The sequence below is a fragment of the Phytopseudomonas straminea genome, assembly GCF_900112645.1.
Classification (GTDB): Bacteria; Pseudomonadota; Gammaproteobacteria; order Pseudomonadales; family Pseudomonadaceae; genus Aquipseudomonas; species Aquipseudomonas straminea.
The window spans coordinates 276155-292710 of record NZ_FOMO01000003.1; the positions used below are offsets into that span (position 1 = coordinate 276155).

Annotated in this window: 14 protein-coding genes; 5 read left to right on the forward strand and 9 right to left on the reverse strand. The window is 61.3% G+C overall.

Annotated features, from left to right (window positions below; all coding sequences use genetic code 11):
- The first annotated feature begins 24 nt into the window (after positions 1–24).
- From BM279_RS09015 to BM279_RS09035, 5 genes are all read left to right on the forward strand, one after another.
- The gene (locus BM279_RS09015; protein ID WP_093502974.1) at positions 25–387 is read left to right on the forward strand and encodes a response regulator; all 363 of its coding nucleotides are present in this window, start codon (positions 25–27) and stop codon (positions 385–387) included.
- Between the two features lie 183 nt (positions 388–570).
- Positions 571–2169, forward strand: coding sequence for an ATP-binding protein (locus BM279_RS09020; protein WP_143103579.1), 1599 nt, complete (start codon positions 571–573; stop codon positions 2167–2169).
- A 451-nt stretch (positions 2170–2620) separates the two neighbouring features.
- A complete protein-coding gene (locus BM279_RS09025; protein ID WP_051415016.1) occupies positions 2621–3730 on the forward strand; it encodes a nitroreductase family protein in 1110 nt (369 codons plus the stop codon).
- Entirely contained in the window at positions 3727–5043 is a 1317-nt protein-coding gene (locus tag BM279_RS09030) for a flippase (RefSeq protein ID WP_093502978.1), read from the forward strand. Before BM279_RS09025 ends, BM279_RS09030 begins: the two co-directional genes overlap by 4 nt.
- 1 nt (position 5044) lies before the next feature.
- Positions 5045–6238, forward strand: a complete 1194-nt coding sequence (locus BM279_RS09035) for a polysaccharide pyruvyl transferase family protein (RefSeq protein WP_093502980.1) — start codon at positions 5045–5047, stop codon at positions 6236–6238.
- Between the two features lie 1015 nt (positions 6239–7253).
- Here the strand turns inward: BM279_RS09035 and BM279_RS09040 are convergent.
- The 9 genes from BM279_RS09040 to BM279_RS09080 all read right to left on the reverse strand — a co-directional run bounded on the left by BM279_RS09040 (position 7254) and on the right by BM279_RS09080 (position 16378).
- Positions 7254–8048, reverse strand: coding sequence for a WecB/TagA/CpsF family glycosyltransferase (locus BM279_RS09040; protein WP_093502982.1), 795 nt, complete (start codon positions 8046–8048; stop codon positions 7254–7256).
- Between the two features lie 228 nt (positions 8049–8276).
- Positions 8277–9707, reverse strand: a complete 1431-nt coding sequence (locus BM279_RS09045; protein WP_093502984.1) for a mannose-1-phosphate guanylyltransferase/mannose-6-phosphate isomerase — start codon at positions 9705–9707, stop codon at positions 8277–8279.
- Positions 9704–10456, reverse strand: coding sequence for a WecB/TagA/CpsF family glycosyltransferase (locus tag BM279_RS09050; protein ID WP_167363124.1), 753 nt, complete (start codon positions 10454–10456; stop codon positions 9704–9706). The genes BM279_RS09045 and BM279_RS09050 overlap by 4 nt, the downstream gene beginning before the upstream one ends.
- Before the next feature lie 62 nt (positions 10457–10518).
- Positions 10519–11283 (reverse strand): glycosyltransferase, encoded by a 765-nt coding sequence (locus BM279_RS09055; protein WP_093502988.1) that lies wholly within the window; start codon positions 11281–11283, stop codon positions 10519–10521.
- Entirely contained in the window at positions 11246–12529 is a 1284-nt protein-coding gene (locus tag BM279_RS09060) for a hypothetical protein (protein WP_093502990.1), read from the reverse strand. Before BM279_RS09060 ends, BM279_RS09055 begins: the two co-directional genes overlap by 38 nt.
- A 69-nt stretch (positions 12530–12598) precedes the next feature.
- Complete coding sequence (locus tag BM279_RS09065) at positions 12599–13060, reverse strand: GDP-mannose mannosyl hydrolase (protein ID WP_093502992.1); 462 nt, start codon at positions 13058–13060, stop codon at positions 12599–12601.
- Position 13061: 1 nt separating this feature from the next.
- Entirely contained in the window at positions 13062–14036 is a 975-nt protein-coding gene (gene fcl, locus BM279_RS09070) for a GDP-L-fucose synthase (RefSeq protein WP_093502994.1), read from the reverse strand.
- 2 nt (positions 14037–14038) lie between these two features.
- Positions 14039–15163, reverse strand: coding sequence for a GDP-mannose 4,6-dehydratase (gmd, locus tag BM279_RS09075; RefSeq protein ID WP_093502996.1), 1125 nt, complete (start codon positions 15161–15163; stop codon positions 14039–14041).
- Between the two features lie 66 nt (positions 15164–15229).
- Positions 15230–16378, reverse strand: coding sequence for a glycosyltransferase family protein (locus tag BM279_RS09080; protein WP_093503525.1), 1149 nt, complete (start codon positions 16376–16378; stop codon positions 15230–15232).
- Positions 16379–16556: the final 178 nt, after the last annotated feature.

Here is a 16556-nt window from a genome sequence, read left to right on the forward strand (position 1 = left end):
TGTGCCTGACCGAGCCGATAAACTATGACAACCATCCTGATAGTCGACGACGAATACCTGATTGCGGATATTCTCGGCTATGCCATGGAAGACGAAGGCTACATGGTTGTGAAGGCCAGCAATGGCCGGCGCGGCCTCGAGGTGCTCGATCGTGAGCGCCCTGAGCTGGTGATCACCGACTTCATGATGCCGGTGATGGATGGTCTCGAATTTGCCCGGGCCATCCGTGCCAGGCCTGGATCGGCAGAGCTGCCGATCATCCTCATGAGTGGCGCCCAGGGCAGCGTCGGGCGCGCCAGCCCTGAATTGTTCGCCGCGGTGTTCGACAAGCCGTTTGATATCAATCTGGTCATCGCCAAGGTCAAGGAACTGATTGGCCCGAGCTGATCAGCCGCTATCTCCTCCTCATTAAGCACAAGCGGAACGCCTCGTTGGCGTGGCGGTCGAACGCTGCGCAAGCTGGGGTGAAGGTCGATGTGCCCCAGCACAGTGAAGTGTCCAGGGCGCGAGAATCATGGATGAGGATATAAGGCGGACATCGGTTGGTGCCATGCTTGGTGTGGTGATGTCGTGCGCCGAAGGCGGTTGCAGCGAATGTCTAACTGCCCACGCAGATGGCTTCACAGTGCCTGCCCGAGCACTGCGCTGTCGCGCCTGCATCGACGCGTGAGGAATTCATTCATGCGCATCCTCATCCGTAGTGATCAAGCCAAGCAACTCCTGCCGCTGCTCGCGCCGCTTGGCGCAAATTGCCTTGCTTGCGCGAACCTTTCCGAGATGTTTGATGCCCTTGATGAGGGCGTCGATGCTGTGCTGCTAGCTGAGCAACTGCTCGACAGCCATGCCGAAGCCCTGGCCAGGTTCGCGGATTCGAGAATTCCCGTGGTGCTGCTGGGCTCGGTTGATGGCACGCTCCAGGCAGCGCAGCGTATGCAGGGCGTCAGTCTGATAGTGGAGCAGCCATTCACCTCCCGCGGGCTGTGCAGCGCTTTGCAGGCCTTGAAAGAGGGTAGCCAGCAGTTGCTGTCACCTGACGAGGAACTGGCTTTGCAACAGAGCCAGCGCATGGACGCCGTCGAGTCGGTGATCGACGGTGTTGCCCATGATTTCAATAACATGCTTACCGGCATCATTGGTGCGCTGGATATCATGAAGCGCCATGTCGGCGCGGGGCGTTTCGATGACCTGTCGCGCTTTATCGAGGCTGCGAGCATCTCTGCCGATCGCGCCAGCGCGCTGACCCAGCGTCTGCTTACGCTTTCCCATCGCCAGCCGCTGGAGGCACAGCCCATTGAGGTGAGCCCCCTGATGGCCTCGCTCGAGGCGCTGATCCGGCGCTCTATCAGCGATGGTATCGCGCTGCAGGGCGACTACCAGCATGGCAGCGTGCGGGTGCTGGCCGATGCTCGGCAGCTGGAGAGCGCGATACTCAACCTCGCCGTCAATGCCCGGGACGCCATGCCGGGCGGTGGGGAGATCGGCCTGCATACGTCGCTCGTCGAGCTGCAGCAGGAGAGCCTTGCGGCTTTGCCAGACCTGCAGCCTGGTCGTTATCTGTTGATTGCACTGTCGGACACCGGCACCGGCATGAGCAACGAAACCCTGGAGCGGGTTTTCGATCCGTTCTTCACCACCAAATTGGTCGGCCAGGGCAGTGGTCTTGGTCTGTCCATGGTGCACGGCTTCGTTCGGCAGAGTGGCGGACAGGTAACCATTCACAGCGAGCCGCAGGTGGGCACCACGGTGCGTCTTTACTTGCCAGTGGTCGAAGATGCGGCCCAGGTACGGCAGCCTGCGAGCGAGGCGCCGGCTGGGCAATCGCGCATCCTGCTGGTGGAGAGTGATTCGTCGGTCTGTCTGCTGGTCGGCGAAGTGGCGGCCGATTGCGGTCATCAACTGGTCAATGCCGCCGATCCGCAGGCGGCTCTCGAGCTGCTCGGGCGCGAGTCTTTCGACCTGCTGATCAGCGATGTCAGCTTGCCCGGCATGAGCGGTGTGCAATTGGCCGAGAAGGCGCTGGCCGAACGTCCGGACTTGGCCGTACTAGTGGTCGCCGCAGCTGCCGATGTAGGGCAACTGGCGGCAGCGCCGGCGCTGCGCAGTATCGCCAAACCGTTCTCAAAACGTGAGCTGAGCGAAACCTTAGTCGCTTTGCTATCCGTGCGCTGACGCCTAAGGGAGTGCTGAAAAAGGTGGGGTTCAGGCGTTGAGAGGGCCTGCAAGCCCGCCTGTAAGCGCGGCCTTACGGACTTTCGGCATCTTTTTTCACGCAAAGCATGTGGATGTGGAATCAAAGCGTTGCCGCGTAGTCCTAAAACCTGACAACGATTAGCGGCACCCCAGAGCGCCGCCTCCAACACCCTCGAAACACCGGGTTGGATGTCGAACCGTTGCAGCACCTGATGCCGATTTTGCACTGCCCAACATGAGCAGGCAGATGCCAGGCGGGTGATTGGCAAAGGGAAGGGATGCTGCAGCCTGCATTGCCTCGACGAGCAGTGGCTGGTGTGCAGGTGCCTGTGGTTCGGCTTAGAACTGCCAGCGTCCATCAATCGAGTGTCGCCGTACCGTTACGGCGATTGTGGGGGAGATATTAACCATTGAACGGTAATCACAGCCTATGAAAATGTTGAAAGAATCCCTCAAGAAGGTTTTGCCGCGGGACAGTATCGATAACCTCAAGGCATTGCAGAAGCGGCTTGCCATGGGCTGGATCCGCGCGCTGTCGCGCTCGGCCATGTTGCGCCGTTTCCATTACTCGTTCTTCTCCTCGGCTTTCGACCGTGAAGCCTACGCGGTGGTGGTCGGCCACTTGCAGCATGAGCAGAACCTCTCCGGTGCCGAGCCAGTGAACTACTTCCTGCGCCGCGCCGTGCACCGCATCGAGAAGGGCCTGATCATGCAGCCGCGGCGCCAGGTGTTCGCCCTGGACTACATCAACGACACCGTCGACAGCTACATCGCCTCGCTCAAGGGCAATGTGGATCGCGACGAAGTCAGTTGGGCCCATGACGTACTCGCCGAATACTTTGCCGTAACGGGCGATCACCCGGTGCTCAACCGTGCCCGCGAGAAGTTCGCCCGCCTGGAGCGCCCCAGCGGCTCGCCGGAAACCCTGCGCAACCCGGATGCCGAGCGCGTGCCGTTCGCCGCCGACGTGAGCACGCCGAGCGTGGACTTCACCGCCATGCGTCAGCTGGCTATGAAGCGCCGTTCGGTGCGCTGGTATCAGCAGGACCGCCCGGTGCCGCGCGAGGTGATCGACAAGGCCGTAGAAGTCGCCGTGCAGTCGCCGAGCGCCTGTAACCGCCAGCCGTACCGTTTCGTGGTGTTCGATGATCCGGCCTCCGTGGCCCAGGCTTCGCGCCTGCCAATGGGCGTGGCCGGTTTCGATCACAACTTCCCGGCTATCGTCGCCGTGGTCGGTCGCTTGCGCGCCTATCCCCATGTGCGTGACCGTCACGTGATCTACATCGACGGCGCCCTGGCGGCGATGTCCTTCATGTTCGCGCTGGAAACCCAGGGTGTGTCGTCGTGCTCGATCAACTGGCCGGACATCCCCGAGCGTGAAGAGGCGGCGGCCAAGCTGCTCAAGCTCGACCCGGATGAGCGCATCGTGATGTTCATTTCCCTGGGCTACGCCGCCGACACTGGCCTGGTGCCGTACTCGCAGAAACTCTCGCTGGAGGAAGCCCGCAGCTACATGCGCCTGGAGTCGCCTGCTCGATGAGTGCCTCGCGTGTCCAGGAGGGCATGAAGTACCTCCTCAATTCCGGCTGGATGCTGGCCGAGAAGTTTCTGATGCTGGCCATCGGCCTGGCCACCACCGTGGTACTGGCGCGTTATCTGGGCCCTGAGGAGTTCGGTTATCTCAACTATGCGCTGGCGCTGCTGGGCTTGCTCAGCATCGTCGTGCACCTGGGGCTCACTGGCCTGGTGGTCAAGGAGCTGCGCAGCAACCCGGACAACGAAGACCAGATTCTTTCCACGGTCTTCATGATCAAGGTGGGCTGCTCGGTGATCGCCTTCGCGATCATGATGAGCACCTACTTGTTCGGCAACGACCAGAACTTCCTGGTGCTGCTGTTCACTGCCCTGGCGCTGTTCTTCACACCGTTCGAGATGCTCATCGACTGGTTCCAGGCGCGGGTACAGGCCAAATACGCAGCGGTGGCCGGGTTCGTGGGTCAGCTGGGTGGCAACGGCCTGAAGATGATCCTCGCCGTCGCTGGTGCGGGCCTGGTGTACATCGCCCTGGCACACGTGGTGGTGGTGATGATCACCTCGGCGATCCTGGTCTGCTACGCGGTGATGCTCAAGCGCGATTTCCGCTTCGACTTTTCCTGGTCGCTGGGCAAGACCCTGCTCAAGAAGAGCTTCTTGATCTTCATGGGCTCGCTGTCGGCGGTGATCTACCTGAAGGTCGACCAGATCATGCTGCAGTACATGCTCGGCGAGTATGCCGTGGGGGTGTACTCGGCAGCCTCGCGCCTGTCCGAGGCCTGGTACCTGATTCCGACCATCCTCATGGCCTCGGTCTTCCCGAAGATGATCGACCTGCACAAGACCGATACCGCCGGCTACAACCGCTTCATGCAGGTGTCGCTGGACGTGCTGTTCTTCATGGCCTTCGCTCTGGCTGTGGTGGTGTTCTTCCTTTCCGACTGGATCGTCAATCTGCTGTATGGCCAGCAGTACGCCGATGCCGGACCGGTGCTGGCCGTGCATATCTTCGCGGCCACCTTCGTGTTCATGCGCGCGCTGTTCAGCAAGTGGATCATCATCGAAGAGGCCTTCATCTTTTCCCTGGTCACCCAGGGCCTTGGGGCGCTGAGCAACATCGTCCTCAACTATTTCCTCATCAGAAGCCACGGCGTGGTCGGCTCTGCCTGGGCGACGCTGATTTCCTACGGCGTGGCCGGCTACGTGAGCCTGTTGCTGTCGCGCAAGACGCGGCCGCTGTTCGTCATGATGACCAAGAGTATGTGTCTGCACGTGTTCCTGAGCGTGCCCCAATTGATTCGTGAATTAAGGAGAACGTGATATGTACGTCGAGATTCGCAAGGCCGGTTTCGTCAACAAGGGCGCTGCGCTGATGCTGCACGCCGCCCTGCAGCAAGTACGCAAGAACATGCCGGCTGCCAAGGTAGTGATGGAGCCAGGCCGCGCCAAGAGCCCATATCCGTACTTCAATCGCGCCTCCCTGGGGCTGTACCAGAAGGCCTGGCTGTGGCGTAAGGGCATCCCTTTCGGTGACCTGGCGGCGCTGGTGCCGGCCGGCATCCGCGAGCAGTACGGCATCGTGCTGGACAAGGACATCAACGTGGTACTGGACGCCGCCGGTTTCGCCTACAGCGACCAGTGGGGCCCGGACCTGTCCGAAGAGCTGGCCCGCTCCAGCAAGCGCTGGAAGAAGCAGGGCTCCAAAGTGATTCTGCTGCCCCAGGCGTTCGGGCCGTTCCGTGACCCACGCAGCCGCGAGGCGGTGAAGGCGTTCGTCGACAACTGCGACCTGATCTTCGCCCGTGAACAGATTTCCTATGACTACCTGACCGAGATCGTTGGTGAGCGCGACAACATCAAGATCGCCCCGGACTTCACCAACCTGATCACCGGGCCGGTACCGGATTACTTCGATCCGGAAATCCACCAGATCTGCCTGGTGCCCAACTGCCGCATGCTCGACAAGACCGACGACAGTGTGGCCAAGGGCTACGCCCCGTTCCTCGAACGTGCTGCCAAGGCGCTGGTCGAGCGCGGCGCCAAGCCGTTCCTGCTGATCCACGAGGGCGAGGGCGATGCGCGCCTGGCCGAGCAGGTGTCCAAGGCCGTAGGTGGCCTGCCGATCCTGCGCGAGACCGATCCGCTGGCCATCAAGGGCATCCTCGGCGCTTGCCGTGGCACCCTGGGCAGCCGCTTCCACGGTCTGGTCAGTGCGCTGTCGCAGGGCGTGCCGTCGCTGGCTACCGGCTGGAGCCACAAGTACCAGATGCTGTTCGCCGACTACGGTTTCTCCGAAGGCGTGCTGGACATCAACCTGAGCGACGAGGAGCTGAACCGCGCCCTCGACAACCTTACCGACCCGGTGCAGATGCAGGCGCTGTCCGCGCGCCTCAATGCGCATTCGGCGGAGCTGAAGACCCGTACCCAGGCCATGTGGAACGAAGTGTTTGCGCTGATCGAGCAGGGGCGCAGTGTACGTAGCGAGAAGTCGGTCGCGGTTGCCGCAGGTCGATAACGGAGAAGGGCGATGCAGCATCCGCTGCGTCGCCTTTTCCAGCATGTCAGACCGATGTTCTTCGTTCTGTAGGGGAACACCCGGTTGATACCGGACTGGCAGGTTTGTGTGTATCACCTACTGGCTTCGCACTATCCATTACCGCGTCTACTGAACCATTGTGTTGCGCCCCTTACGGGCGCCACACCTTGATTCGCTTCGCTCACCCTTCGGGCCAGCCTGTGGCTGTTACTGCGCTTCGCTACGTCTCTTTGCTTGCCCAAGAAAGGTGTGCCAAAGAAGGGCACCCCGACATTCGGGTTTCGCTGCGCGAAACTTCCCTCGCTCTGGCGACGCTCCGGGGGCCGGCTTACATGGGCCGTCCCTAGCCCATTAAGCCTCTCGCCGCATCCATGCGGCTCGTCCCCCTACACGACACCTCCGCTCGGCCTCCTGACGGGACCGGAGCGCGAGCTTTCAATATTCCCACGGGCTCAAGCTCGGCGGCGTCTGTTTTTGCCTTTGCTTTTGCTTTTGAGCTGCGATCGCACAGGCGACGCCCAATTCCCCTTCAGGAGGCCGAATGGAATCGCCACGTAAGGGGCCGGGCGGGTAGCCATGAGCGACATGGAGGTCGCGAGAGCTGCGATGGGCCAGGGATGGCCCTTCGTCAGTGGGCCGCATTCGGTCGTGCCCTGGAGTGGTGAAGGAATGAGGTAACCCCAGCGCAGCCGGGGCCGGATGGTGGGGTGCCCTTCTCTTTGGTTACTTTCTCTTGGGCAAGCAAGAGCTACGAAGCGCAGCGAAGTAACAGCCGTAGGCTGGCCCGAAGGGTGAGCGCAGCGAATCAAGTGACTCGCCCGTAAGGGGCGAAACCCATCAGGCAAGGCGGCATGCTAATGGAGAGTGCCAAGCCATCGGTAACGAGCGCTTTATTGCCAGTCCGTTGCCAAGACTGATTCCCTTGAAATACCGCGATGAACAAAAAACGCCCGAACGATCACTCGTCCGGGCGTTTTGGCTTCTGCAGTCGACCTCAGGATTTGCGGTCGTAGGCACCTTGCTCGCTGACGGCGACCTTGCTGTCGCGGCCATTGCGCACGATGTAGTAGAAGAACTGCGGGATGCCGATCACGTAGCGGGCGAACAGCCGACGCGGCTCCATCAGCAGGCGATAGGCCCACTCCATGCCGACCTTGCGAAACACCTCAGGTGCGCGGTTGAAGCGCTGGGCGGCGAAATCCAGAATCGCGCCACCGCAGATCATCAGGGCAGGGCAGTTGAGCTGGCGCTGCAGGATGACTGCCACCTCTTCCTGACGCGGCATGCCCATGCCCATCACGATCAGCGGAATCTTGCCCGGCTGCAGGTGCTCCTGAACGAACTCCAGGTAGCGCTCCACCTGTTGGAAACCATCGATGGCATGGTACTCACGGCCGTTGAACAGGGCATTGGCACCTTCTTCCGTCCACGGCTCACAGGTGCCCATGGCGAACAGCTGGTACTGGTCGCTGCGCTCGTCCTGCAGGGCGTGCTCGATCAACGCCGGAATGAAGTCGGTACCGTTGAGGTTGGCGCCGGGCGCCAGGCCGTTCAACTGGCACGCCAGCTTGATGCCGATGCCGTCGCGCAGCAGGTGGTTGATCTGCAGGAAATGGCGACGGGCGCGTTTGTCCTGCTGGATCAGGTTGTAGCCGTGCTGGTTGAGAAAGCCGACGATGGTCGGTTTCTTCGGCGTGCTCAGTTCTTCGAGCAAGGGCGTCACATCATGTTCTTCCAGCAACTTCAGTTTGTGAATAACTGGGTCGTACAGGAGTTTGGAAGTTTTCACGGGCGAGCCTCGTTGTCGGAAAGTAAAAAAATCATCCGGAGTCTGTTCACTAGGGCTTCGCGCTTTGCTTGTTGTTGTAGAAGTCCGTTTGATGGCGAAATTGAAGGCAATCCGTGCCTCATTGAATGTGAACTGGCAGAGCCATTACGGAGGTGGCGAACCACCCGGCGAAGGGGCCCCATAGGGCCCCGGTGAAGGGCGCCGGCGCACATGAGCGCTGGCCTGACCTCAGGCCGCGGAAACCTTGAGTTCCTTGACACGGCCATAGTTGTCGGAGAAGCGGATGATATCGTCCTCGCCCAGGTAGGTCCCGGACTGCACCTCGATCAGTTCCAGTGGAATCATGCCCGGGTTTTCCAATGCATGAATCTGGCCAATCGGGATGTAGGTCGACTGGTTTTCGGTGACCATGTAGGTTTCATCGCCGTTGGTGACCTGGGCGGTGCCGCTGACCACGATCCAGTGCTCTGCACGGTGGTGGTGCATCTGCACCGACAGCTTGGCACCAGGCTTCACGGTGATGCGCTTGACCTGGTAGCGCGCGCCCTGATCGATGGAGTCGTACATGCCCCACGGGCGATACACCTCGCGGTTGTTGAGATGCTCACAGCGCTCTTCACGCTTGAGCTGCTCGACGATGCGCTTGACCTCCTGGGCCTTGTCCTTGTGCGCGACCATGACGGTGTCCTTGGTCTCGACGATGATCAGATCCTCGACGCCGACGGTGGTCACCAGGCGGTAGTCGGCGTGCACGTAGTTGTTCTGGCTGTCGTGGCTGAGCACGTCACCCTTGTGCACGTTGCCGTCGGCGTCTTTGTCGCTGACGTCCCACAGCGCGGACCAGGAACCGATGTCGCTCCAGCCGGCATCCAGCGGCACCATCACCGCGTCTTCGGTCTTTTCCATAACCGCGTAGTCGATGGAGTCTTCCGGGCAGGCGGCGAACGCCTCCTTGCCGATACGCACGAAGTGCATGTCTTCTTCGCTTTGCGCAGTGGCGCGGCGGCAGGCTTCGAGAATCTCAGGCTGCCAGCGCTGCAGCTCTTCCAGGTAGCGGCTGGCGCGGAACATGAACATGCCGCTGTTCCAAAAGTGCTCGCCGGAGGCCAGGTAGCGCTCGGCGGTTTGGCTGTCCGGCTTCTCGACGAACTGGGCGACGGTGAAGCCGCCTTCACCCGCCGCGGCGCCTTTCTGCAGGTAGCCGTAACCGGTTTCGGCGTGGGTCGGCACGATGCCGAAGGTCACCAGCTTGCCAGCCTGGGCGAAGGGTAGGGCGGTTTCCACGGCACGGTGGAAGGCGTCCACATCCTTGATCAGGTGGTCGGCGGCGAGAATCAGCAGCACCGGATCATTTTCCTTTTCCAGCGCCTTGATCGCGGCCAGAGCCACCGCCGGTGCGGTGTTGCGGCCTACCGGCTCGAGCAGGATGCTGGCGTTGTCGATGCCGAGGGTGCGCAGTTGTTCGGCGGCGAGGAAGCGGTGCTCCTCGTTGCAGATCAGGCACGGCTGGCTGGCGTTCAGGCCGTCCAGGCGGCGAATGGTCGCCTGCAGCATGGACAGCGAGTCATCGGCGATCGGCAGGAACTGCTTGGGGTTCAGTTGGCGCGATAGTGGCCACAGACGAGAGCCGTTACCACCGGAAAGAATGACAGGAATCATCGTGGAGCTCCTCCCATGAAGAGTGATTGCCGAAGGCGGAATTCGCGGACCAGAATCGGCATGATCAAAAACGCGTCGCGGACGTAGCGGCCCACCAGACGGCGTGGTTCGGTATAAGCACGGTGCAGCCATTCCAGCGAGCAGCGTTGCATCCACATCGGGGCGCGTTGCAGCTTGCCGGACAGGAAGTTGATCGAAGCGCCTACGCACAGGCCGATGCCGACCGCCTGGTCGGTCTCGAAGATCTTGTGGGCAAGAATCTCCTGGCGTGGGCAGCCCACCGACAGCACCACCAGATTGGACGGGTGCTCGACCACGAACGACAGGCAGGCCTTAACCGCTTCTTCGTTGTCGATGAAGCCCATCGGCGGGTTGTGGTGGTGGAAGGTGATGCTCGGGAAGCGCTCACGCAGGCGAGCGACGTCATCGTCTTCGCAGCCGATGATGGTCACGCCCCAGGCGCGCTCTTCGGCGATATTCATCAGCTCCGCGGTCAGCGTGCTGCCCGGAATGGCGTCCTCGACCGGCACCTTGAGCATGCGCAGCAGCGGTAGCAGCACGCGGCTGTCGCAGATGCGGTGGCGGGCCACGGCGTAGGCGCGCTTGAGGTCACGGTCGGTTTCCAGTTGCACCACGTGATTAACGTTGGGCGTCACGATATAGCTGTATTTCTCGGTGCTGTGCTCAACCAAGTCCTCGATCAGGCGATCCTTGGTGCCACCGTAGAACTCGATATCAAAGGCTTTCATCAACACCTCTTTGCGCCACTGGCGCGTATCACGCACGGGCAACGATTCCTGTTGCTCGCGATTCATTTGCCCAATGCCGCCTTCAGCAATTTGCTGTGCGTATGCAGGTAATGCAGGACATACAAAGAGATGCTATGCAGCGGGGATAGTTTCATGACCTCCCGACGAATGCGCATGTCTTCCTTCAGCGCGTCGAAGCGGCGGCTGGTGGAAACCCCGGTGGTGTCGAAGATGCACAGCGGCGACTCGATCTTCAGCACGTCGCGCTGATGATCCTGGCCCTGCAGGAATTCGACGATCATGCAGTAGTCCGCCGAGAGCTTGAAATCCTCGCGAAAGCGCACGTTGCGCAGACGCTCGTTCTCGAAGTACATGGCCTGGTGGCTGGACGGCATGCCCAGCACCAGGTGCTCGATCTTCTTCGCCTTCTGCGGGGTGAGGCGACCCTCGGCATTCTGCAGGTAGTAGTCGCCGTACACGTAGCGAGGCTTGCCGGGTGCTTTCTCGATGGCATCGGCGACCTTCTGCAGCACGTTCTCGTCGTAGAAGAAGTCGCCGCTGTTGAGGAACAGCGTGTAGCCCTCGGTCGCCGAGCCCTTGATCAGGCCCTTGTTCATGGCGTCGTAGAGGCCCTTGTCGCGCTCGCTGGTGATCTCGGCGTAGGGCTCGTCGATGGTCGCCAGCCACTCGGCGCCGCCATCGGTGGAGGCGCCATCGACGACTATCCAGCGGAAGTTGCGGTAAGTCTGGGCCGCCACACTCTGGTAGGTCTGCTTGAGACCCTCCAGGTTATTCCAGTTGATGGTTACGATACTGAATTGGGTCATGGCGTGTGCCTCTGATCTCACGAGTCGGGGATTCTTGCGCAACGTAGGCGCGGGAGAAGTAAAGGAAGCAGGCGGCGCCGATACCCAGTACATCGCCGCCGTACATCATCGAGTTGGATAGGAACATGTTGAGCATCTGGAACCAGAAGATCAGCTGGAAGGCACTGAGCAACGGGCCTTTTTCGGGGCAGCGCTTCATGATGCGCAGATAGCCGAAGTAGAAGATCAGCGCGATCAGCGGAGTGAGGAAACCGTAGCGGTAGTAGACGCCGACGATGCCCACGTCCGAGAGGTAGAAGTGCTCGTTGTAGAGCGCCCCGAAGCCGCCTTTCCACTGCAGCGACAGCGAGCCCATGCCGATGTACATGTTGTCCGCGACCGCGCCGAGGATGATCGCCGTGGTGTTGTCGCGCACGCCGGGGCCGGTGGTGGCCTCGTCGAGCAGTGCCTGGAACTTGTCGAACTGCGCGTAATAGAACTCGGGGAAGATGGCGAACGAGGCGACCAGAATGGTGGCGGCCAGCAGCCCGAGCTTGAGCAGCGAGTCGATACGGTCGCGGAAGATCCAGATACCGGCCAGGGCCCAGATGACCATGGTCTGGCGGGTCTGCAGTACCAGCCACAGGTAGGAGGCGAAGAACAACAGGATGCAGACTCTGGCCACCGAAATGCGCTCCTTCATGCTGTACATCAACATGAAGGCGCAGATGGTCACGTAGCTTGAACCGATTCGGTAGCGATCAGGGCGCAGCAGCTGGCTGCCGGCGTCCTTGGCGTCCATGGTGAAGGACACGCCGGCGTTTTCCGGGATGATCTTGAAGAAGTAGCAGTAACCCACGAAGGCGCAAGTCAGGCCCGAGTACAGGAAGAAGGTCTCCAGGTGCTTCTGGGTCGGCGATGTCTTGATCATCAGATACAGCGCCGGGAAGAACACCAGGTAGGCGAAGCTGCGGCGCTCCTCGAGCAGGCCGTAGATGAACGGCTGGTCGAAGTTGAGCTCGGCCATGATCGCCGAGACGACCGGCAGCACCAGGCCCATGAAGATGATCCACAGGCTGGTCTTGGACTGGTAGATGCGCTTCCAGACCAGGAACAGTGCCCCGGAGGCAGCCAGAATACCGAGCAGCCAGAGCTCGCGCAGGTAGGGGATGCCAGCCTTTTTGTCGTCGGTCAGAAAGAAACAGGCCGAGTTCAGGACAAACAAGATCAGCAGCAGATTGCGGTATGCCAGGAGTTGCTTGAACAAGCTCGCCTTCCCATATCGAAATTGTCTTGGCCCACAGGCGACGCCGCGTAGGCGTGGCTTGCGAGGTATCTAGTACAGCGCCTGCAAGTAATCGCGGGTGTTGCTGTGGATGCGCGGCTCGTCGCGCATCTCATCGATCGGCCACCAGCGGTAGCGACCGTGTTGCACGCTCGGCGGCTGCAGGTTCTGCTGCGCGCCCAGCTCGATTGCGTAGGCAATGACCACGTAGTGGGTATCCGGCGAGTCGCCGAACACGCTGTCGTCATAAAAGTGCTCGTACACGCCGAGCAGCCTGCTCTGGTCGCGGCTGAATGCCTGGCCCAGTTCTTCCCGGGTCAGGCGGGCGAATGCCGCGTCCAGCGTTTCATTCTTTTGAATCCGCCCGCCTGGGGCGAACCAACTGCCCTGGGCGGGGCGGTTGAGCCGCTCGCCCAGAAGCAGTTCGCCCTGCGGGTTACGTACCAGAAGATCGATGGACACCAACGGGGTGCTGGCGACCACGGTCTTGAAGGTATCGGCCGGCAGGAACATGTCAGCCCCGTACGTCGTCGATGTTGTCGACGAACCAGCGGTAGGCGTCGCGCAGACCGGTTTCCAGGTCGATGCTCGCCGTCCAGCCGAGCTTGGCCAGGCGCGAGACGTCCATCAGCTTGCGCGGCGTGCCATCGGGCTTGCTCGAGTCGAAGGTCAGGCGACCTTGGAACTCGGTGACCCGCGCGATGGTTTCGGCCAGCTCGCGAATGGTGCAGTCCTGGCCGGTACCAACGTTGATGTGCGAGAGCATCGGCTGGGTGTGCGCCTGATAGCTCACCTCATCCAGGTTCATTACGTGAACGCTGGCCGCGGCCATGTCGTCGACGTGCAGGAACTCGCGCATCGGCGTGCCGCTGCCCCAGATCACCACCTCATCGTCGCCACGCAGGGTCGCTTCGTGGAAGCGGCGCAGCAGGGCGGGGATGACATGGCTGTTTTCCGGGTGGTAGTTGTCGTGCGGGCCGTACAGGTTGGTCGGCATCACGCTGCGGTAGTCACGGCCATGCTGGCGGTTGTAGCTCTCGCACAGCTTGATCCCGGCGATCTTGGCGATCGCGTAGGGCTCGTTGGTCGGCTCCAGCACGCCGGTCAGCAGGGCTTCTTCACGCATCGGCTGCTCGGCATGCTTGGGGTAGATGCACGAGCTGCCCAGCGACAGCAGCTTTTGGACGCCGGCTTCGTGGGCCGCGTTGATGACGTTGGCCTCGATCATCAGGTTCTGATAGATGAAGTCGGCCGGATACTGGTTGTTGGCATGAATGCCGCCGACCTTCGCCGCAGCCAGATAGATCTGGTCGATGCGCTGCTCGGCGAAGAAACGCTTCACGCTGGCCGCATCGACCAGATCGACGCTTTCGCGCGGCGCGGTGATGATGCTCTGGTAACCCAGGCTCTGCAGGTGGCGCACGATCGCCGAACCGACCATTCCACGATGGCCGGCGACGAAGACGCGCTGGTTGAGAAGCGCGCTCATGCTCAGTTCTCCACGGAGACCGGCAGCTCGTGGCCGTGCTCACGCAGCAGCGCGTGACGCTGAGCGACCTTGAGGTCTTCGCGAACCATTTCGGCGCACATCTGCTGTACGGTGATTTCCGGCGTCCAGCCCAGTTTGGTCTTGGCCTTGGTCGGGTCGCCCAGCAGGGTGTCGACTTCGGCAGGGCGGAAGTAACGTGGGTCGATGCGTACGATCACGTCGCCGACTTTCAGCGCCGGTGCCTTGTCGCCTTCGATGCGCTCGACGATGCCTTGCTCGTCCACGCCGGTGCCTTCGAAGCGCAGGTGCACGCCCAGCTCGGCAGCCGACCAGGTGATGAACTCACGCACCGAGTACTGCACGCCGGTGGCGATCACGAAGTCGTCCGGTTGCTCCTGTTGCAGCATCATCCACTGCATGCGCACGTAGTCCTTGGCATGGCCCCAGTCGCGCAGCGAATCGATGTTACCCATGTACAGGCAAGGCTCCAGACCCTGGGCGATGTTGGCCAGGCCGCGGGTGATCTTGCGGGTCACGAAGGTTTCGCCACGGCGCGGCGACTCGTGGTTGAACAGGATGCCGTTGCACGCGTACATACCATAGGCTTCGCGGTAGTTAACGGTGATCCAGTAGGCGTACATCTTGGCGACCGCGTAAGGCGAGCGCGGGTAGAAGGGGGTAGTTTCCTTCTGCGGAATTTCCTGCACCAGGCCGTACAGCTCGGAGGTGGAGGCCTGATAGAAACGGGTTTTCTTCTCCAGACCCAGCAGGCGGATGGCTTCGAGGATGCGCAGGGTACCCATGGCATCGACGTCAGCGGTGTATTCCGGGGCTTCGAAGCTGACCGCTACGTGGGATTGTGCGCCGAGGTTGTAGACCTCGTCAGGCTGCACTTCCTGGATGATGCGGGTCAGGTTCGACGAGTCGTTCAGGTCGCCGTAATGCAGGATGAAGTTCTGGTTGTCGACATGCGGATCCTGATAGATGTGATCCACTCGCTGGGTGTTGAAGGACGACGCGCGGCGTTTGATGCCATGCACCTGGTAACCCTTTTCCAGCAGGAACTCGGCGAGGTAGGAACCGTCCTGACCTGTGATACCGGTGATGAGTGCTTTTTTCTGTTCCATTGCAATACCTGCGATGTCCAATTGATTAGAGAGCTGTAGCCAAAATCGCTGCGCGCGGTCGGTGGATCAGGCGCGTTTGAGCAGCATTTGCAGGCGTTCGATGACGCCGAGAAAAATGATCCGTACCGACGGAAACTTGTAAAAGAAACGGTAGATGTCGTACTCCGCCTTCTGCCGCGTTTTGCTGTCGCTGATGAGGTCGGCGGAGTCGATCAGGGCTAGGCCCTCACCTTCGATGTTGTGCAGGATGCTCAGTTCCATGGGCTTCATGGAAAGCGCGAAATTGTGCAGCCCGCGGGCGTTGGTACGGGTCAATTGCAGGCCTTTGCAGGTCTTGCTGCCGTACAGATTGGTGGCGAAGTCGTAGTCGGCGAGCACCGGATTGCGCCGCTTGATGCACGCAGGCAGCAGCTCGCAGTAGGCGTCGTAGATCGACAGGCTGTCCTCACGGCGAGCGAACTTGTAGTCCACCGCTTTTTGCTGGATCGGCACCTGGAAACGCGACGAGGCGATGTTGAAGTGCTGGCCCGGGTCGCCGAAGTTGGTGGTCAGCGAGCGGAACGGGTACACGAAGTACAGGTCCTTGGCGATGATGTAGGCGGTGTACAGCTTGAGCCACGAGGACTCCGGCCAGCCGCGAATATCTGCCGGGATGCCGTCGATGTGACTGATATCGGTGCCGTTGTTTTCCAGCCACTGGCGGAAGCCCTGCCAGTGCCGGCGCGACCAGGCCTGGCCCCACGAGGCGGCCATCTGGATGAAGTGCACGTGAGAATCGCCATCGTCGATCGGCATGAAGGGCAGGTCGACGGTCTGGCTGAACTGCACGCTGTAAAGACTGATGCCGGCCACGCCGGTATCGTCCGCATAGGCCTGCAGGGCCCTGTGGGTGTAGTCGTAAAAGAACGGTGAAACGAACAGATCGTCCTCGAGGATGATCACGTCACCGTACTGCTCGGTCAGGTCGCCACAGCTGAGCACGTGCTGGCGCAGGCCGAGGCGCTGCGGGTGGGCGATGATCAGCTTTTCGCCGTGGGGCCAGTCGAACGCTTCGGCGACCTGGCGCGGCGCCGGATTGCCGGAGTTGTCCAGGCTGATCACCAGGCGCACGTTGCCTTCGGGGTACTGCGCCTGGATCAGCGAGCCCAGCAGGCGGCTGAGGCTCTTGGGGCGGTTGTAGCCGATGACGACGATAGTGGGTAATTGTTCGGTCATGGGATCGAAACCGGTCTCTTCAAAAAAGGGTTGAGCCAATCACTGCTGGCACCGCGCGGCGCTCCTTAGCGCGCACCGCTTCGCACGCCTGATCGAAAACCAGGCGGCGGGCAGTGGCAGAGGGGGAGTGCAGCGCTATGGCCTCGCGCATGTTGCGTCGGGCCAAGGGGGTGTGGGT